The following is a 17,537-nucleotide window of genomic DNA, read 5'->3' on the forward strand; positions in this document are numbered from 1 at the left end:
GAGGCGGCGTGCGTGTCGTGACGACCCGCGCGTGCGGCAGGAAGAGCGGCACGCCAGGATGGTCGCGGCAGGACTGGCGGGCACCGACCGGCAGCGCCGCCGCACCGGCAGCACCGTTACCAAGGTCATGAGGAGCCAACTCAATGAGCAGTTCAGCGCAGATCGGCGTGACGGGCCTCGCGGTCATGGGCCGCAACCTCGCCCGTAACTTCGCCCGCAACGGCTACACGGTCGCGGTGCACAACCGGACGGCGGCGCGGACGCACGCGCTCGTGGAAGAGTTCGGGAGCGAGGGCGACTTCGTGGCGGCCGAGACGGCCAAGGAGTTCGTGGCCGCGCTGGAGCGCCCGCGCCGACTGGTCGTCATGGTCAAGGCCGGGGAGCCGACCGACGCGGTGATCGAGGAGTTCGCGCCGCTCCTGGAGCCCGGCGACATGATCATCGACGGCGGCAACGCCCACTTCGCCGACACCCGCCGCCGGGAGCAGGCGCTGCGCGAGCAGGGCATCCACTTCGTCGGCATGGGTGTCTCCGGCGGCGAGGAGGGCGCTCTGAACGGGCCGAGCATCATGCCGGGCGGCCCGAAGGAGTCCTACGACTCGCTGGGCCCGATGCTGGAGAAGATCTCCGCCAAGGCCGCCGACGGCGCGCCGTGCGTGACGCACGTGGGCCCGGACGGTGCCGGGCACTTCGTGAAGATGGTGCACAACGGCATCGAGTACGCCGACATGCAGCTGATCGGTGAGGCGTACCAGCTGCTGCGCGACGTCGCCGGGTACTCCCCCGCCCGAATCGCGGAGATCTTCCGCACGTGGAACACCGGGCGGCTGGACTCGTACCTGATCGAGATCACGGCCGAGGTCCTGTCGCACGTGGACGCGGAGACGGGCAAGCCCTTCGTCGACGTGGTGGTGGACCAGGCGGAGCAGAAGGGCACGGGCCGGTGGACCGTGCAGATCGCCCTGGACCTAGGGGTTCCGGTGTCGGGGATCGCGGAGGCGGTGTTCGCCCGGTCCCTGTCCGGGCACGGGGCGCTGCGCGAGGCGTCCCGCGGACTGGCCGGCCCGACGGCGAAGCCGCTGGGCGAGGCGGAGGCCGCGGCGTTCGCGGACCGGGTGGAGCAGGCGCTGTACGCGTCGAAGATCGTGTCGTACACCCAGGGCTTCCACGAGATCGCCGCGGGCAGCGAGGAGTACGGCTGGGACATCGACCTGGGCGCGGTCTCCGCGATCTGGCGCGGCGGCTGCATCATCCGCGCCGCCTTCCTGGACCGCATCCGGGCCGCCTACGACGCGCGGGCCGACCTGCCGAGCCTGCTGTCCGACGAGACGTTCGCGCGGGAGATCGCCGAGGCGCAGGACGACTGGCGCGAGGTGCTGATCGCGGCCACCCGCCAGGGCGTGCCGACCCCCGGCTTCGCGGCGGCCCTCGCCTACTACGACGCCCTGCGCGCGGAGCGGCTGCCGGCCGCCCTGACCCAGGGCCAGCGCGACTACTTCGGCGCGCACACCTACCGGCGCACCGACCGCGACGGCTCGTTCCACACGCTGTGGGGCGGCGACCGGTCCGAGGTGACGGCGTAGCGCTCCACCGTGCTCGCGTGAGGTGAACAGTGCGGGGGCGGTGGACGGGTGAGCACCCGTTCACCGCCCCCGCGTCGTTTCCGCGGCCATGCCGCTCCGCCGGTCAGGTCAGTGGCGGGCCGGGCTCCGGGTTGGGCACCGGTTCGGGCCCCGGCGGGATGGGCGAGGGCGACGGCCCGGGCGGAGGCCCCGGCCGGGGCGGCGTCGGTCCCGGGGCCGGCGGACCGGGTTCCGGCGGGGTGGGACCGGGCGCGGGGTCCGGGCCGGGCGGGGGCTCGGGCGGCGGAACGGGCGCGGGGTTCGGCTGCGGCTGCGAGGGGTCCGGCCCCGGGGTGGGTCCCGGCGGGACGGGGTCCGGATGCGGCTCGGTCATGACGGTGGTCCTCCGGCCAGTCGGTCGACGTCGGCTCTGGACTATCCCCCGCCTACCCAACGGCCGCCTCCCCAGTCACCCGACCGCGGCACGCTCGGGCTCCCGATCTCACCTACGGCCACCCGTACCGCCCGCCGCCGCTGCCCCCGCCGCGAGTCCGGTCCCCGGGCTGGACAGCACGGGCACGCGGGCCCCGCCCAGCTCCACCGCCGGGGCCATGGACGCCTGGGCGAGCACGATCACGTCGGCACCGGTCACGCCGTCGGCCGCGGCGGCGACCCGACTCAGGTACCCGGCGGAGTCACCGGCCTCGAACCGCTCCCAGGCCCCGTCCACGACCACCGGCCGCACACGCGCGGGACGGCCCGCGCGGCGGGCCTCCTCCTCGATCAGGCCGACCGTGGGACGCAGGGTGCTCTGCAGCGCGGCGAGCACGACGATGCGCGGGCCGGCCTCCACGGCCTGCCGCGCCATCGGGCGGTCGACCCGCAGCACGGGCACACCGGCCACGCCGGACGCGGCTTCCGCGACGGCCCCGAGGGTGGAACAGGTGCACAGCACCGCCCGCGCCCCGCCGTCCACGGCCTCGCGCACCCGCGCCCGTACGTCACCGGCGACGGCCTCCGGCCCGGTGGCGCGCGCCCGCTCCAGCAGGTCCGCCGCGACGAGGTGCCGCAGCTCCAGCCCCGGGTGCGCGCGGTCGCGCAGCGCGTCGAAGACGGGGACGTGCACGGGCGAGGTGTGCAGCAGCGCCAGCACGGCGGGACGGGACCGGACCCGGCTCAGAACATCTCGGGGTGGTCGGCGAGCCCCTTCTTCGCCGCCGCCATCAGCTCGGGATCCGCCGACGGCGCCTCGTCCGGGTGGCGCTGCGCCCACTTCGTGACATACGGGCACAGGGGCGCGACCGCGCTTCCCTCACGGGACGCGATGCCGTAGAGCTCGCGCGCGAGGGAGCCCGCGATGCCCTTCCCCTCGTGCGCCGGTTCGACGACGGTGTGCACCGGCACGAGGGCCCGCCGGGGCTCGTCGAGCACGAAGTACTCGATCCGGCCCACGACGTCTCCGCCCGCCACCGCTTCCAGCCGGCCCGCCGCCCGGTCGTCGCGGATCTCGATGTCGCTCATGGACGCACCACGCTCCTGCCTCGGTCTGCGGCGGCGCGGCCCCTCAGGCCGTGGCGGCCTGCGGGCTGCGCTCCTGGTCCGACCCGGGGACCGGCTCGGACGGGTCGGCACCCAGCGCGACGATCCGGTTGTCGCGGTCCACGTGCACGACCCGCGGCTCCAGTACCCGCGCCTCGGCGTCGGTCACCTGAGCGTAACTGATGATGATCACCAGATCCCCGGGGTGGACGAGGTGCGCCGCCGCCCCGTTGATCCCGACCACACCGGACCCGCGCTCCCCCTCGATCACATACGTCTCGAGCCGCGCCCCGTTGGTGATGTCGACGATGTGCACGAGCTCGCCGGGCAGCAGATCGGCGGCGTCGAGCAGATCGGCATCGATCGTCACGGATCCCACGTAGTGCAGGTCGGCCTGGGTGACGGTGGCGCGATGGATCTTGGACTTCATCAAAGTTCGCAGCACTTTGGACTCCTAGAAGACGGCTCCCCGCCAGCTTTCTGCAGGTCAGGGGCGTCGTTCACTGTACACCGGCACGCGTCGCACTCGAAGATTCCGGAGAACACGGACCCCACTCGGGCAAGAAGGCTCCTCGCCTGCGCTTCCGTCCGATCCGGACTGTCGCACCATGGCCGACCAAGCACCGCCCCGAACACCTGTCCCGGAATGCGTGCGGACTCATGCTGACCAGATGCTGACTGACCTGACGATGCGCCAGGCCCTCGACGCCCTGGTCCGCGCGGCTGTCACCGAAGCCGGGTACGAGGCGGCCGATGCGGTCACCGCCTGACAGCGCGTGGCGGAGCGCCGTACGCCCCACGGTGCTCCGCCGCGCGGCGGCGTCACCAGGACCCGGGCCGGACGACCACCGCCAGGACCTCCATTCGCCCGCTGTGCTCGAAGTGAAGGGTGAACGGCACCAGGTCGCCCTCCGCCCAGCGTGTCGCGGCCGGGACGGTCACATCGCTGCTGTGCGGAGACATGTCGAGGGTGCCCCCGGCGGGGATGGACAGTGACTCCGTGGGCCAGCGGTATGCGGCTCCGCCGGTGGTCATCCGGTGGCTGCTGAGGGAGATGCCCTCGGTGACGTCGGACGAAGTCACCCCCATCAGCCGGTCCTGGGCGCCACCGGTGTTAATGATCTTGAAGAATGCCGCTGTCTCCGGCACTCCCCGCGACGGGAGGAAGAGCCGCGCGTCGGTGACCCCGATGCGTGCGGGGGTACCGGCGTTGCCCGTGGCGGTCCAGACCGCGAGACCGCCCAGGGCCAGCACACAGGCGCAGACCGGTGCCAGAGCGGCCAGGGCGGTGTCCGCGAGTCGTCGCCGGGTGGGCGTCCAGACGGAGGGTGTCATCGAAGGCTCCTCTCACGGGCGGGCGACGCGGACGGACGGCCGCGGGCCGGCGACGGCCGCCAGGCGCGCAGCCGCAGGCTGTTGCCGACCACGAGCAGTGAGCTGACGGACATCGCGGCGGCGGCCAGCATCGGGTTGAGCAGGCCGACCATGGCCAGGGGGACGGTCACGGCGTTGTAGCCGAAGGCCCACAGCAGGTTGACGCGGATTGCGGCCAGCGTGCTGCGGGAGAGGCGGACGGCGTCCGCGAGGGCGTCGATGTCTCCGCGGACCAGGGTGACGTCGGCGGCTCCGATCGCCACGTCGGTGCCGGTGCCCATGGCGATGCCGAGGTCGGCCCCGGCCAGGGCGGCGGCGTCGTTGACTCCGTCGCCGACGACGGCGACCCGGTAGCCCTCTTCCCGTAGTTCGCGGACGAGCCGGGCCTTGTCCTCGGGGGTGCAGCGGGCGCGTACGTCGTCGATGCGCAGGGCGGTGGCGACGGCGCGGGCGGGTGCCTCACGGTCTCCGGTGTCCAGCACCGGCCGTACCCCCAGACGCCGTAGCCGGTCCACGGCCCGGTAGCTGCCCGGCCGCAATACGTCTCCGATCTCGACGAGCGCCTCGGTCACACCGTCGACGCGGACCACGACGGGCGTGTGGGCGGCCGTCTCGGCGGCGGACAGCGCCTTGTCCAGGGGTGCGGGCAGCTCGTCGTCCGGGGCCAGCACCTCCACCAGCCGGCCGTCGACGTTCCCGCGCACGCCGCGTCCCGGCAGTGCCGCGAAGCCGGTCACGTCCGGCAGCGTGCCGTCCGGTGCGGTGCGTCGGGCGTGGGCCGTGACGGCCTGGCCCAGCGGGTGCTCGGAGCCCTGTTCGACCGCGCCCGCGAGCCTGATCGCCCGTTCCTCGCCGATGCCGCCGGGTGCGGCCGTGACCCGGGCGACGCTCATGTGCCCGGAGGTCAGGGTGCCGGTCTTGTCGAGGACCACGGCGTCGATGTGCTGCAATCCTTCCAGGGCCTGTGGGCCGCTGATCAGGACGCCCAGTTGGGCGCCGCGGCCGGTGGCGGCCATCAGGGCGGTCGGGGTGGCGAGGCCGAGGGCGCAGGGGCAGGCGACGACCAGGACGGCCACGGAGGCGGTGATCGCGGCCTGCGGGTCGGCGCCCGCGCCGAGCCAGAAGCCGAGGACGGTGGCGGCCAGGGTGAGTACGACCGGTACGAAGACGCCGGCGACCTTGTCGGCGAGGCGCTGTGCCCGCGCCTTGCCTGCCTGTGCCTCGGTGACCAGGTGGGTGATGCGGGCCAGTCGGGTGTCGGCGCCGACCGCGGTGGCCCGCACCGCCAGCAGGCCGCCGACGTTCACGCTGCCGCCGATCACGGCCGTGCCGGGAGCGACCTCGGCCGGTTCGCTCTCCCCGGTGACCAGGGAGAGGTCGACGGCCGAACTGCCTTCGGCGACCGTGCCGTCGGTGGCCACGCGTTCTCCGGGCCGCACGACGAAGATCTGCCCCACCCTGAGGTCCTCGATCGCGATGCGGCGCTCGCCCGTGTCGTCGCGTACGGCGACCTCCTTGGCGGCCAGTTCCGCCAGTGAGCGCAGGGCCGCTCCGGTGCCGCGCCGGGCCCTCGCCTCCAGGTACCGGCCCGCCAGGACGAACAGGGGGACGCCGACGGCGGCCTCCAGGTAGATGTGGGCGACGCCGTCCGATGCCGTCGGCACCAGGCTGAAGGGCATCCGCATGCCCGGGGCGCCGGCGCCGCCGAGGAACAGGGCATAGGAGGACCAGGCGAAGGAGGCCACGACGCCCAGCGACACCAGGGTGTCCATGGTCGAGGTGGAGTGCCGCAGTGCCCGCGCCGCCCGCTGGTGGAAGGGCCAGGCGCCCCAGACCACGACGGGCGCGGCGAGCACGAAGCACAGCCACTGCCAGTTGCGGAACTGCCAGGCGGGCACCATCGACAGGACGAGCACGGGGACGGCGAGCAGGACGGTGACCGTCAGCCGGTGGCGTTCCTGCCCCGTGTCCGTGTCCTCGTCGTCACCGTCTTCTCGGCGCCGCGCTTCGGGCGGTTCGGGCAGTGCGGCGGTGTATCCGGCCTGCTCGACGGTGGCGACGAGCTGCTCCGGGAGCACCTCGGACGGATGGTGCACGCGGGCCCGTCCGGTGGCCAGGTTCACGCTCGCGGTGACGCCGCCCAGCCTGGCCAGTTTCTTCTCCACCCGCTTCACGCAGGCCGCGCAGGTCATGCCGCCGACCGCGAGGTCGGTCACCTCCACCACGGACACCGGCTCGCCGGCCATCAGTGTCCGCTCCCGTGGTTCATGCCGCCCATGTCGTCGTCCTCCACGTCCGTGCCGCCGCCCTCATGGCCGTCCTCGGTGATCCCGGGGCCGTGCATCCCGGGCGCGACGGGGCCGACGCTCCGGCCGACGGCGTAGGAGACGGCGAAGACCAGCACCAGCAGCACGAGGAACCCGCACAGGGCAGGAGGGGGCAGGACACGGCGCAGCAGGCCGGCCGGCGTACCGGAAGCGGGTTGCCGTGTCTGGGCCATCTGTCGACTCTCCCGATCGCGTCGCACGCCGCACGGCCTCCACTGGACCGAGCCGCACCGGTACAGGAGTCGGGGCCGCAGGCTCTCCAGTTCCTCAGGGCAAGTGTGACGCCCGTCACTGGAGAGGCCCGAGAGGCTTCAGGAAGGCCGGCAGCCGTCGGCCGCTGCCCTGGAGCGGCGACCGACGGCCGGAACGGCGCCCGGTCGTGTCGTCAGGCCACGGCGGGTTCCGCCAGGTGGCGGGTGACGGACCCGTCCGCCGCCCACTCGGCCAGGGCGGTCCGGGCACGGGACACCCGGGAGCGCACCGTGCCGACCGGGCACCCGCTCAGCTCGGCGGCCTCGGCGTACGGCAGCCCGAGGAGCTGGGTCAGCACGAACGCCTCACGGCGGTCGCCGGGCAGGGAGTCGACCAGCTCCAACAAGGCGATGCCCTCGTCGAAGCCCGGCAGCCCTGTCGGCTGGGCGCGTTCGGCCGCGGCCTGCCAGTCGTCGGTCCATGCCGTACGGGGACGGCACGCGGCGTGTCGCAGGCTGTCGATGACGGTCCGGCGGGCGATCGACAGCAGCCAGGTCCGCGCCGAGGAACGCCCCTCGAACCGGGGCAGTGCCGTCAGGGCGCGCAGGAACGTGTCCTGGGTCAGGTCGTCCGCCGCCTGCGCGTCGTCGGCGAGGTACGTCACGTAGCGGCGTACGTCGCGTTGCAGTGCCCGGACGAAACGGTCGACCGCTTCGCTGTCGCCGCCGGCGGCGGCGAGCGCCCAGGCGGTGACCGTCTCGTCGGTCACGGTGGGCAGGGCAGGGGTCATGGTCCTGTGGTCCTTCCTTCAGTCCCGCGCGCACGGGCCGGGCACGGCACGGGCGCCGTCGGCGGTCGCACGGGTGTTGGGGAGATCCGGCCGCAGGGAAGCGCGGACGGGAGACCGCCGCCGTGTGGAAGGCGGTGGCGGTGATCCGGCTGTCAGACGACAGCGGTCTCCCCGGGAGGTCCCCGGGTGGCGAGGGCTTGGACGAGCAGGAGCTGCCGCAGGCGCCGCCTCGGCCGCGGAGCCGGCCGGAAGGAGGGCCGGGGGGAGGAGGGTGGGCAGAGCACGGCCAGGACCAGCCGCAGCGGTACGAACGCACGGTCCGCGCAGGCACGGAGCATCTTGAAGACCGCGGTTTCGCCCTGGGCCAACCAGAGTCCGCACAGGACGGCGGCCAGCACGTGGGCGGCCAGCATGCCCCAGGAGGACGAGCCGGCCAGGTGCGTCATGTCGTGGCCCGTCGACGCCATGCTGTGGGCACCGTGAGAGGCCAGGTGATCCGTGGGGTGCAGCCCCGCCGCCACGGCGATGTCGTAGGCCCGGGCAATCCGCTCGGGCGTGGGGGCCGCACCGCAGAGAAAGCGGTCGGCCCATTGCCGAAGGGACTGCGCGTCCCCCGGGGCCGTCGCCATAACCGGCCGGTTGCCGGACTGCGCGAGCGTGAAGGCGATGTGCAGGCAGGTCTGGACGACGACCGTCAGACCGGCCACCGTACGGCGGCGGCGCTCGTGGGCCCCGAAAGCCCAGCCGACGGCACCGACCGCGAAGGTGCCGGAGAGGAGCACCCACCAGGGCAGCCCCTCCCCCGACATCAGCACGTGGCCGAGGGCGGCGAGCACCACGCAGACGGCCGCGAACACCGCGGCCCGCAGCACACGCAGAAACCCACCGGCGGACATGGCGCCCCATCCTGGCACTCGGTGGACGAACGCCGACACCGGGGATGCCACCCGACCGGACCGCGGCCGGGAACGAGTCCCGCACGGCCCGGTCGCGGGGCTCCTCGGCGGCCGACACCGAGTCGCTCAGAGCGCCCGGTCAGTTCGGAGCTCCCACCGGGTCGGCTCGTTCCGCGTCGTGCAGTAACTGCATCAGTGCGGCACGGGCCCGGGCGACCCGGGAGCGGACCGTACCGATCGGGCAGCCGCTGAACTCGGCCGCCTCCGCGTAGGGAAGGCCGAGGAGTTGGGTGAGGACGAACGCCTCACGGCGTTCGGCGGGCAGCGCATCCAGCAGTTCGGCGAGAGCGATGCCGTCGTCGAAGCCGGGCAGACCGCGCTCCTGGGCGCGTTCGGCGGCTGCCTGCCAGTCGTCGGTGTCGGCGAGACGCGGCCGGGCGGACGCGTGCCGGTAACTGTCGATCACCGCGCGTCGGGCGATGGACAGCAGCCAGACGCGGGCGGAGGAGCGGCCCTCGAAACGGTGCAGGCTGCCCAGGGCCCGCAGGAAGGTGTCCTGAGCCAGGTCGTCGGCGGCTTGGGGGTCTGCGCCGAGATACCCGACGAAGTGCCGGACGTCTCTTTGGAGGGCGCGAACGAACTTCTCGACGGCTTCCGGGTCACCACCGCGGGCAGTGAGCGCCCAGGCCGTTATCAGCTCGTCGGCCGACTTGCGTTCCTCAGGTGTTCTCGTGGGGTGCGGAGTCCTGTCGCATGCGGCAGGAGGAGCGGGACTGATCACCTGGTGTCCTTTTCGGGGATCCGGAGGGCCGGCACGCGGACATCCGGAGACCGGACCGGGCGGCTCGGGGCGCACGGCGGATCCGGTGTGGGCAGGGGGTGGCAGGAGTACGCCTGTACTGCGGCGCACTCCTGGTGCCCGAAGCCGTTCGGGCGTGAGAGGCCCGGGACGGTGTCGGGGAACCGGCCGTCTCAGAGGACAGCGGTTCCCACGGGCGGACCCCGGGAAGTGATCGCGTACACCAGGAGCAGCCGGCATGGACTGCGGTCCGTGCGGCCACGGCGCAGGACGACGCCTGGGCGGCGCGGAGGTGCCGGGAGGGCGAGAAGCAGCCGCAGCGGGGCGGCCAGCCATCCGGCGACGGCCCGCAGGACACGGAAGGCCGCGCGTTCGCCGTGCGCGAGCCACAGGCCGCTCAGCAGCGCGGCCAGCAAGTGGGCGGCGAGCATGCCCGTGGGGGACATCCCGCCACTCATGATGTGGCCGATTCCCGTCGCCGGGTCCATGGCCTCCGTCGGCTCCACGGCGGATCCGTCATGGGTCATGAAGTGCATGGCGTGACCGGTGTGCGCCGTGGAGGCCATGTGATGCGTGGACGGCGTGCCGTGAGCCGTACCGCCCGCGGACATCGACGACGTCGACAGTTCCTGCGCGTAGGAGAACCACTCGTGCAGCGCCGACTGAGCGGCCACCACGACGGAGGAGACGAGGAGGAGCCCGCGTTCCCGGCCGGCCAGGCACCACGCAGTCCCGCCGCACGCGACCACCGCGACGGCGAGGGCCCACCAGGGCACGGAGGCGCCCGACATCATGACGTGCCCCAGGGCGGCGAGCAGCACGCAGACGGCCGCGAACACCGCGGCCCGTGTCGTGCGGAGACCTCCCCCAGCACCCATGGCGGCTCATCCTTGCATTTCCGGCGCACCGTCTTGAGCGAGTACGAGAAGTTCCCGGACCTGCGACTCAACCCGCCCCCGGTGATTCATGTCACGCCAACTTGCGGGAACCCAAGGAGAGTTGCACTCGACTGCCTCCCCAAGGAGGTGCGTCTGTGACGACGGGACGGACAGAACAGGCCGGGCGGAACGGGGCGGGTCCGGCGACCGGGGAAGGAGCGACAAGGGCTCTGACCGCGCTGCTGACGTGTGCCATGGCCTTCTCGATGATGCAGTTGTTCCTGCTCGGGGCGCTCGGCCCGCGGCTCGTGGCGGACCTCGGCGTCTCACCGACGGTGCTCGGGCTGACGACCACCGTCGGGTTCGCCACGGCGGCCGTGCTCTCCCCGGCCGGCGGCCGGGTGGTGGACCGGGTGGGGCCCCGGCGCTGCCTGATGGCCCTGCTCGCCGTGGCCGCGGTCGCGCTGGCGCTGATCGGAACGGCTCCGGGCTCCGGGTTCCTGCTGGCCGCCGTCGCGCTCGGCGGACTGCCGCAGGCGCTGGCCAACCCCGCCACGAACAAGGCGATCCTCGCCGCCGTACCACCTGCCCGGCGCGGCTCGGTGACCGGCACGAAGCAGTCGGGGGTACAGCTGGGGGCGTTCACGGCCGGACTGCCGCTCGCGGCGCTGGCCGGTCTCACCGGATGGCGGGGCGCCGTCTGGACCGCCGCGGGCGCCGCGGCGGTGGCCGCCGTGTGGGCGGCACGTACGCTGCCGGCCGACCCGCCCGCGAAGTCCACGCCGGCCGTCTGGGTACCGCGCGGGATGACCGCGTGGCTGATGGTGTTCTCGCTGCTGCTCGGCTGCGGGATCGCCTCGGTCAACACCTACCTGTCGCTGTACGGCACCGAGCGTCTGGGGCTCGGTCCCACGGCTGCGGGGGCGCTGGTGGCCGTGCTGGGCGTGTCCGGGATCGCGGGCCGGCTGGGCTGGTCGAAGGTGGCGGGGCGGCCCGACCGGGCGGTCCGGCTGCCGGGCTCGCTCGCTGTGGGAGCGGTGGCTGCGGCCCTGCTGTTGGCGGGCTCGTCGTCCGCTCGCCCGCTGGTGTGGGTGGCGGCCCTGGCCGTCGGGGTGTTCGCCGTGGCGGCGAACGCGGTATCGATGGTCCTCGTCCTGCAGCGCGCGGAGCCGGGACGGGCGGGCCAGGACTCCGCGCTGGTCTCCGCGGGCTTCTTCGCCGGGTTCGCGGTCGGCCCACCGGTTTTCGGAGTACTGGCCGAGGCGGGCCGGTACGGAAGCGGGTGGCTTCTCGTGGCGGCCGAGTTCGCGGGGGCCGGGGTGGTGGCGTTGCTGTGGTCCGTGCGGGAACGCCGGTCGGACGTACTGTCATGAAGGCACGCCCGGACGGGGACACTCCCCCGTCCGAGGACCGGCGGGCGGGCCGCGTGAAACCGGGCCCGGCACCCGGCTGGGCCGCTCCGGCGCTCGGCTCCGTCCTCGCCAGGGTCGCCGTCACCCGCGCCGAAGTCGGCGACCGGTTCCCCCTCTACGCGGACCCGGGCACCGGGGCGTGGAGGACGACGGCGCGCGGCTCCTGGACCGGCGGCTTCTGGGCGGGGCTGCTGTGGCTGCGCGCCCGGCACACCGGCGATCCCTCGGACCGGGAGGCCGCACGGGCGTGCACGGCCCGCCTGGCCGACTGGGCCGGGGCGGACACCTCCACCCGGGGCCTGATCCTCTGGTACGGCACCGTCTTCGCCGACGACGGGGAGCGGATCCGGTACCAGGGCGCGCGTGCCTGCCGGGACTCCTTCGATCCGGAACTGGGTCTCGTGCCGTGGGGTTCGGCGTTCGGCGGGCCGCGGCTGACGGCCCGTGTGGACGGCGTCCCCGGCATGGTGCCGTTGCTGGCCACGGTGGACGTGGAGGCCGCCCGCTCCCATCTGCGCCGGCACCTCGACCTGTGCCTCGGGAGCCGACCGTCCTCCTGGTCGTGGCTGCACGCCGAGGCGACCGGCTGGACCGCCTGTGCCGACCCGCCACCGGGCTGGAGCCGTGGTCCGGCGTGGCTGCTGCTCGCCCTGGCCGAAGGCGCCCGTCTGCCGGACGGCGACTCGTTCGCCGCACTCGCCGACACGTCGGCGCCGGCCTCTCCCGTGCCGCTCGCCGACACCGCTCACGCCGGCGGCCCCCTCGACACCTCCGCCGCCGCCATCACCGCGCTGGCTCTGCTGCGACTGGGACGCCGGGACCGGGCCGTCGGTGTCCTCGAAGTGCTGGTCGACCGACATCTGACCGCCGACGGGCGCCTCCTGGACGGCTGTTACGACCTCCCGGCCGGAACAGCCGTCCGGCACGAGCTGATCTGGGGCGACTTCTTCCTGGCCTACGCCCTCGCGGAACTCACCGGCCAGGTGGCCGGTGGCACCGGCTAGAGCCGCTCCGTACGCAGCACTCGTCGCGCCACGGAGGTGATGTGCAGTTCGTCGGGGCCGTCGAGGATGCGGGCCGCGCGCCCTGTACGGAACAGCGCGGGGAGTGCGGTGTCCGGGCCGAGTCCCGCCGCGCCGTGTACCTGTATCGCCGCGTCGGCCACCTGTTGGAGCGTGCGGGCCGCGGCGACCTTGGCCAGCCCCACTTCCACATGGGCGTCGGCGCCCGCGTCCAGCCGGGACACGGCCTCGTGGACCAACGGCCGGGTCGTCCGCAGGGCGAGCAGTGACTCGAAGACGTGGCGCTGGACGAGTTGCAGCTCACCGAGCGGACCACGGGAGCGGGTGCGGGTGACGGCACGTTCCCGCATGAGGTCGAAGGCTCGGCCGGCCTGGCCGAGCCAGCGCAGGCAGCGCAGGGTCCGGCCGAGCTGGAGCCGTTCGGCGGCGACGGCGAGGGCCTTGCCGCGTTCGCCGATCAGGTGGTCGGCGTCCACCGCGACCCCGTCGAGTGCGATCTCCGCCTGCCCGGCGGCGCCGAGCACGGGCAGCTCGCGCACCACCCGGAAGCCGGGAGACGCGGTCGGGACCAACAGCAAGGACAGGCCCTCCCGCTCCGGGGGCCGCCCGTCCGTGCGCGCGAGGACGGTGACGAGGTCCGCGGCGTCGCCTCCGCTGACGAACCACTTGCCTCCCGTCAGCCGCCAGCCGTCCTCGGTCTCGGCGGCGCGGGTGGCGGTGAGGAACGGGTCGGTGCCGGGGGCGTCCTGCTCGGTCATCGCATAACTGGCCCGCAACTCCCCCGCGACCAGCGGCGCGAGGTATCGCTCGCGTACGCGCGGGCTGCCGTGTCGCGCCAGCATGAGCGCGTCCAGCAGGGAAGCCGTGCCGAGGGCCGCCGGTCCGTGATCGCTGGCGCCCTCCGCCTCCGCGACATGGGCGTACGAGCGCAGTCCGAGCCCCTGACCGCCCAGTTCGACCGGAAGGGGCAGTGCCCACAGGCCCTGTTCCTTCGCCTCCCGGCGCAGCCGGTGCAGCGTCCGGGCCGCGTCCGGGCCACCGCTGTCCAGGACCCGTTCGCAGGGCACGACCCGGGCGCGGACGAAGTCCGCCACCCGGTCCTTCAACTCCCGTACCTCCGGCGGGCACTGCGGGTCACCGAGCGTCTCGTCCAGCACGTCTCCCCCACCTTTCAGGGAACTCCGGCTCTCGCCGGTCCGACTGTCTGTTCGTGGAACCGGTCGGGGGTGATCGCCCCCGGGTTCCCGCGCGTCAGGAAAGGAGAGGCATGGCACCACCAGCCACACCGGCCATCGCGCAGACGTCCCGGCCCCTCGACGGACTGCGTCTGGAAGCCTCGGGCCCCCCGGGGCCGGCGGACGGACTCGTCGCGGAGCACCTGCGGCTGCTCGGCGCGGAGGAGACCGGGCGCTCCGGCGAACGCACGACACTCGTCGGACCGGAGGGCGACGGCATCACCGCCCACGTGACGTGGGGCGACCTGGCCGTCGACGAGGCGACCGCGCAGGCGGCGACGGGCATCATGGCCGTGCACGGCCGCCGGGACGGGGCGCCTCGCGGGCTCGCCGCCGACTACGCCGCCACCGCAGCCGGTGTCCTGACCGTGCAGGGCCTGCTGGCCGGGCTTCTCGCGCAGGCCCGCGGCTCACGAGTGACGAGCACCGAGGTGAGCGTCGAGCGAGCCGGGCTGCTCGCCGTCTCGCAGTACCTCGCCGCGGCCGGGGCGGAGGAGGCCGAGGCCGCGGAGACCGCACCGGGCGGTCCGCCGTTCACCTCCGCCGACGGGGTCGTCTTCGAGCTGGAGACGCTCGATCCGGGCGCGTGGGCCGCTTTCTGGCGCGCCCTCGACGCACCGGCGGACGCGGTACGGCGCGGCTGGCGGCCCTTCCAGTTCCGGTACGCCACGGCCTGCGCGCCCTTTCCGCAGGAGCTGCACACCTCGGCCGGCGGCCACGGCTGGGAGCGCGTCCGGGAAGCGGCCCGGTCCTCCGGTGCCGAGGTGTGCGCCCTGCACACGCTCACCGAACGGGCCGTCGAGTACGACGGGGCTCCGCCCTGGAAGCTGACGGCGCACGAGGCGTCGTACTCCGGATCCGGTGCACCACCGCCCGTCGACGCCCCGCTGGCCGGGCAGACCGTCCTGGAGGCCGGGCGCCGGATCCAGGCACCGCTCACCGCGCACCTGCTGGGACTGCTCGGCGCCGAAGTGGTGCGGATCGAACCGCCGGGCGGTGATCCGCTGCGCGGCATGCCACCGACCTGCTCGGGAGTCTCGGCCCGCTGGCTCGCCCTCAACCGGGGCAAGAAGGCCGTCGAGGTGGACATCAAGTCCGCCGCGGACCGCAAGCGGCTGCGTGCGATGGCGGCGGACGCCGATGTGTTCCTGCACAACTGGGCGCCCGGCAAGGCCGCCGCGCTCGGCCTGGACCACGAGGACCTGTCCGCCGGCAACCCCGCGCTCGTCTACGCGTACACCAGCGGATGGGCCGACCGGCTGCCCGGGGCTCCGATGGGCACCGACTTCATGGTGCAGGCCCGCACCGGAGTGGGGGAGGCGGTGCGGGCCGCCGACGAGCCGCCCGTGCCGTCCCTGATGACACTGCTCGACGTACTCGGGGGGCTCCTCGGGGCCGAGGCCGTCCTCGCGGGGCTGCTGCTGCGCCAGCGCACGGGAGCCGGTGTGCGGGTGGACTCGTCCCTGCTCGGGGCGGCCGACGTACTGACCGCGCCGGCCCGGATCCGCGCGGCCCGGGGCCTCGACCCGCGCCGGCCGGCTGGATTCCGCCGGCCCGTGCCCACGGCCGACGGCTGGATCGCGCTGCCCGACCACGCGGCGCACCCGTACGACGTGCGTCACCTGTCCGCGGCACAGGCGCTGGAGCGGCTGCATGAAAGCGGCACGGCCGCCGTCCCGGTCGTCACCGACCTCGCCGGCCTGCTCTCCTCCGGCCCGATCAGCCGCGACGCGCACGGCTCCCCCGCCGTTCCCGCCCCCTGGAGGTTCGCATGACCGTCGCCCTGCACGACCTGCTGCCCGCCACGCTGCGCCGTACCTGGGCCGTGGAGGGCACCTGCCCCGACCTGGATCTCTACAGCCTCTACCGCGCCCGTCAGATCGCCGACCCGCACCGCACGGCGGTCCTCGACGGCAAGGGGAAACTCTGTTACACCGCTCTGGACCGCAAGGCCCGATGTCTGGCCGCCGGGCTCTCCGGCCTCGGGATACACACCGGTGACGTCGTCGGCGTCCAACTGCCCAACGGCCGCGACGCCGTCATCGCGGACCTCGCGCTCGCCGCCCTGGGCGCGGTCGCGCTGCCCTTCCCGGTCGGGCGGGGCGGGCGCGAGGCGGCCTCGCTGCTGCGCAGATCGGAGGCGGTCGCGGTGATCGCGGCAGCCGAGCACCGGGGCAACCACCATGCGGCCGACCTGCTGGCGCTGACGGATGAACTGCCCGCCCTGCGTACGGTCGTCTCCGCCGGGCCGGCGGGCACCGCACCGCAGGGAGCCGTCCCGCTGTCGGCCCTGATGCGCACCGACCCGAAGACGTTCGTGCCGGCCCGCCCCGATCCCGACACCGCCGCCCGCATCCTCGTGTCCTCCGGGTCGGAGTCCGAGCCGAAGATGGTGGCCTACTCGCACAACGCCCTGGCCGGCGGCCGGGGCAACTTCCTCGGCTCCCTCATCCCCGACGGGCGCCGACCGCGCTGCCTCTTCCTGGTCCCGTTGGCCTCCGCCTTCGGCAGCAACGGCACCCCGGTCACCCTCGCCCGGCACGGCGGAACCCTGGTCCTGCTCGACCACTTCACCCCCGAGGCCGCCCTGGAGGCACTCGCCGCACACGAACCGACCCATGTCCTGGGTGTACCGACCATGATCCGCATGATGCTCGACCGGATCGCGGAGGGCGGGCACCGGACGTTCACTCCACCGACGGCCGTGGTCGTCGGCGGCTCACCACTGGACGAGGCCACCGCGACCGAGGCCCGCCTGGCCTTCGGCTGCCCGGTCGTCAACCTCTACGGCTCCGCCGACGGCGTCAACTGCCACACCGGGCTGACGCACGGCTCCCCCGACGGCGACGGACGGCCCGGCATCGCCGCGGGACAACCCGACCCCCGGGTCGCCGACATACGGATCGCCGTCCCCGGCACCCGTGAGCTGCGGGAGGTCAGCGGGGGCACGGTCGGTGAGATCGTCGCCCGTGGCCCGATGACACCGCTGTGCTACGTCGCCGCCCCCGACCTCGACACCCGCTACCGCACCGCGGACGGCTGGGTGCGCACCGGGGACCTCGGTCTCATCGACGACGACGGCACGCTCCGGGTCGTCGGACGGCTGAAGGACGTGGTGATCCGCGGCGGTGCGAACATCAGCCCCGCCGAGGTCGAGGTCGAACTGGCCGCGCACCCGGCGGTCCGGGACGTGGTCTGCGTCGGCGTGCCCGACCCGCTGATGGGCGAGCGGCTCGCGGCCTGCGTCGTGCCCAGGGACGAGGCGGCGCCCACGCTGGAGGAACTGTGCGCCCACCTGGACACGCGAGGTCTGGAACGACGCAAACAACCTGAGCGCCTGCTGGTGCTGAGTGAGCTGCCCCTGACGCCGGCCGGCAAGCCGGACCGGGCGGTACTGCGGGAACGGTGCACGCCCCAGGCGGAGCGACAGCAGCAGCCCTTGGCTTCGGCCGGCTGACCCGCCGGACGACAAGGGCCGCTCGGAGTGTTCCCCGAGCGGCCCTTGTCGTCC

The 17,537-nt window shown here is 74.0% G+C and carries 16 protein-coding genes; 5 read left to right on the top strand and 11 right to left on the bottom strand.

Annotated elements, in window-relative coordinates; translation table 11 throughout:
• The first annotated feature begins 143 nt into the window (after positions 1-143).
• Complete coding sequence (gene gndA, locus ACSU53_RS02105; protein ID WP_437024502.1) at positions 144-1,583, top strand: NADP-dependent phosphogluconate dehydrogenase; 1,440 nt, start codon at positions 144-146, stop codon at positions 1,581-1,583.
• Positions 1,584-2,064: 481 nt separating this feature from the next.
• On the opposite strand, the gene ACSU53_RS02110 is transcribed toward gndA, so the two are convergent.
• From ACSU53_RS02110 to ACSU53_RS02155, 10 genes are all read right to left on the bottom strand, one after another.
• Positions 2,065-2,715: an aspartate/glutamate racemase family protein gene (locus ACSU53_RS02110; protein ID WP_384669898.1), complete on the bottom strand. Its 651-nt coding sequence runs from the start codon at positions 2,713-2,715 to the stop codon at positions 2,065-2,067.
• A 23-nt stretch (positions 2,716-2,738) separates the two neighbouring features.
• Positions 2,739-3,083, bottom strand: coding sequence for a GNAT family N-acetyltransferase (locus ACSU53_RS02115; protein ID WP_164333367.1), 345 nt, complete (start codon positions 3,081-3,083; stop codon positions 2,739-2,741).
• A 43-nt stretch (positions 3,084-3,126) separates the two neighbouring features.
• Complete coding sequence (gene panD / locus ACSU53_RS02120) at positions 3,127-3,546, bottom strand: aspartate 1-decarboxylase (protein ID WP_164443934.1); 420 nt, start codon at positions 3,544-3,546, stop codon at positions 3,127-3,129.
• 377 nt (positions 3,547-3,923) lie between these two features.
• Complete coding sequence (locus tag ACSU53_RS02125; RefSeq protein WP_437024503.1) at positions 3,924-4,436, bottom strand: copper chaperone PCu(A)C; 513 nt, start codon at positions 4,434-4,436, stop codon at positions 3,924-3,926.
• Complete coding sequence (locus ACSU53_RS02130) at positions 4,433-6,721, bottom strand: heavy metal translocating P-type ATPase (protein ID WP_437024504.1); 2,289 nt, start codon at positions 6,719-6,721, stop codon at positions 4,433-4,435. The genes ACSU53_RS02125 and ACSU53_RS02130 overlap by 4 nt, the downstream gene beginning before the upstream one ends.
• Entirely contained in the window at positions 6,721-6,975 is a 255-nt protein-coding gene (locus tag ACSU53_RS02135; protein WP_028959070.1) for a hypothetical protein, read from the bottom strand. The genes ACSU53_RS02130 and ACSU53_RS02135 overlap by 1 nt, the downstream gene beginning before the upstream one ends.
• Positions 6,976-7,187: 212 nt before the next feature.
• Positions 7,188-7,784 (bottom strand): sigma-70 family RNA polymerase sigma factor, encoded by a 597-nt coding sequence (locus ACSU53_RS02140; protein WP_037643109.1) that lies wholly within the window; start codon positions 7,782-7,784, stop codon positions 7,188-7,190.
• 152 nt (positions 7,785-7,936) lie between these two features.
• Positions 7,937-8,680, bottom strand: a complete 744-nt coding sequence (locus ACSU53_RS02145; RefSeq protein ID WP_437024505.1) for a hypothetical protein — start codon at positions 8,678-8,680, stop codon at positions 7,937-7,939.
• 139 nt (positions 8,681-8,819) lie between these two features.
• A complete protein-coding gene (locus ACSU53_RS02150) occupies positions 8,820-9,461 on the bottom strand; it encodes a sigma-70 family RNA polymerase sigma factor (RefSeq protein ID WP_136238325.1) in 642 nt (213 codons plus the stop codon).
• A gap of 191 nt (positions 9,462-9,652) precedes the next feature.
• Complete coding sequence (locus ACSU53_RS02155) at positions 9,653-10,357, bottom strand: hypothetical protein (RefSeq protein WP_026243302.1); 705 nt, start codon at positions 10,355-10,357, stop codon at positions 9,653-9,655.
• A gap of 254 nt (positions 10,358-10,611) precedes the next feature.
• On the opposite strand from ACSU53_RS02155, the gene ACSU53_RS02160 reads away from it, so the two are divergent.
• Together ACSU53_RS02160 and ACSU53_RS02165 are read left to right on the top strand one after the other, a co-directional pair.
• Complete coding sequence (locus tag ACSU53_RS02160; protein ID WP_019521404.1) at positions 10,612-11,730, top strand: MFS transporter; 1,119 nt, start codon at positions 10,612-10,614, stop codon at positions 11,728-11,730.
• Positions 11,727-12,773 carry a sugar ABC transporter permease gene (locus ACSU53_RS02165; RefSeq protein WP_437024506.1) on the top strand — a complete coding sequence of 349 codons (1,047 nt, stop codon included), beginning with the start codon at positions 11,727-11,729 and terminating at the stop codon, positions 12,771-12,773. The genes ACSU53_RS02160 and ACSU53_RS02165 overlap by 4 nt, the downstream gene beginning before the upstream one ends.
• On the opposite strand, the gene ACSU53_RS02170 is transcribed toward ACSU53_RS02165, so the two are convergent.
• Positions 12,770-13,948, bottom strand: coding sequence for an acyl-CoA dehydrogenase family protein (locus ACSU53_RS02170; RefSeq protein ID WP_437024507.1), 1,179 nt, complete (start codon positions 13,946-13,948; stop codon positions 12,770-12,772). The genes ACSU53_RS02165 and ACSU53_RS02170 overlap by 4 nt on opposite strands.
• Before the next feature lie 110 nt (positions 13,949-14,058).
• Here ACSU53_RS02170 and ACSU53_RS02175 point away from each other — a divergent pair, with 110 nt between their 5' ends.
• Positions 14,059-15,801, top strand: coding sequence for a CoA transferase (locus tag ACSU53_RS02175; RefSeq protein WP_437024508.1), 1,743 nt, complete (start codon positions 14,059-14,061; stop codon positions 15,799-15,801).
• The gene (locus tag ACSU53_RS02180) at positions 15,798-17,483 is read left to right on the top strand and encodes a class I adenylate-forming enzyme family protein (RefSeq protein ID WP_437024509.1); all 1,686 of its coding nucleotides are present in this window, start codon (positions 15,798-15,800) and stop codon (positions 17,481-17,483) included. Before ACSU53_RS02175 ends, ACSU53_RS02180 begins: the two co-directional genes overlap by 4 nt.
• Positions 17,484-17,537: the final 54 nt, after the last annotated feature.

The organism is Streptomyces sp. enrichment culture, from assembly GCF_964273255.1.
Classification (GTDB): Bacteria; Actinomycetota; Actinomycetes; order Streptomycetales; family Streptomycetaceae; genus Streptomyces.

Coding starts and splice junctions, on each gene's coding strand:
- ACSU53_RS02115 (WP_164333367.1), bottom strand. CDS start 3,083: ATGAGCGACATCGAGATCCGCGACGACCGGGCGGCGGGCCGGCTGGAA.
- ACSU53_RS02145 (WP_437024505.1), bottom strand. CDS start 8,680: ATGTCCGCCGGTGGGTTTCTGCGTGTGCTGCGGGCCGCGGTGTTCGCG.
- ACSU53_RS02155 (WP_026243302.1), bottom strand. CDS start 10,357: ATGGGTGCTGGGGGAGGTCTCCGCACGACACGGGCCGCGGTGTTCGCG.
- ACSU53_RS02180 (WP_437024509.1), top strand. CDS start 15,798: ATGACCGTCGCCCTGCACGACCTGCTGCCCGCCACGCTGCGCCGTACC.
- ACSU53_RS02160 (WP_019521404.1), top strand. CDS start 10,612: ATGGCCTTCTCGATGATGCAGTTGTTCCTGCTCGGGGCGCTCGGCCCG.
- ACSU53_RS02130 (WP_437024504.1), bottom strand. CDS start 6,721: ATGGCCGGCGAGCCGGTGTCCGTGGTGGAGGTGACCGACCTCGCGGTC.
- ACSU53_RS02165 (WP_437024506.1), top strand. CDS start 11,727: ATGAAGGCACGCCCGGACGGGGACACTCCCCCGTCCGAGGACCGGCGG.
- gndA (WP_437024502.1), top strand. CDS start 144: ATGAGCAGTTCAGCGCAGATCGGCGTGACGGGCCTCGCGGTCATGGGC.
- ACSU53_RS02140 (WP_037643109.1), bottom strand. CDS start 7,784: ATGACCCCTGCCCTGCCCACCGTGACCGACGAGACGGTCACCGCCTGG.
- ACSU53_RS02125 (WP_437024503.1), bottom strand. CDS start 4,436: ATGACACCCTCCGTCTGGACGCCCACCCGGCGACGACTCGCGGACACC.
- ACSU53_RS02175 (WP_437024508.1), top strand. CDS start 14,059: ATGGCACCACCAGCCACACCGGCCATCGCGCAGACGTCCCGGCCCCTC.
- ACSU53_RS02135 (WP_028959070.1), bottom strand. CDS start 6,975: ATGGCCCAGACACGGCAACCCGCTTCCGGTACGCCGGCCGGCCTGCTG.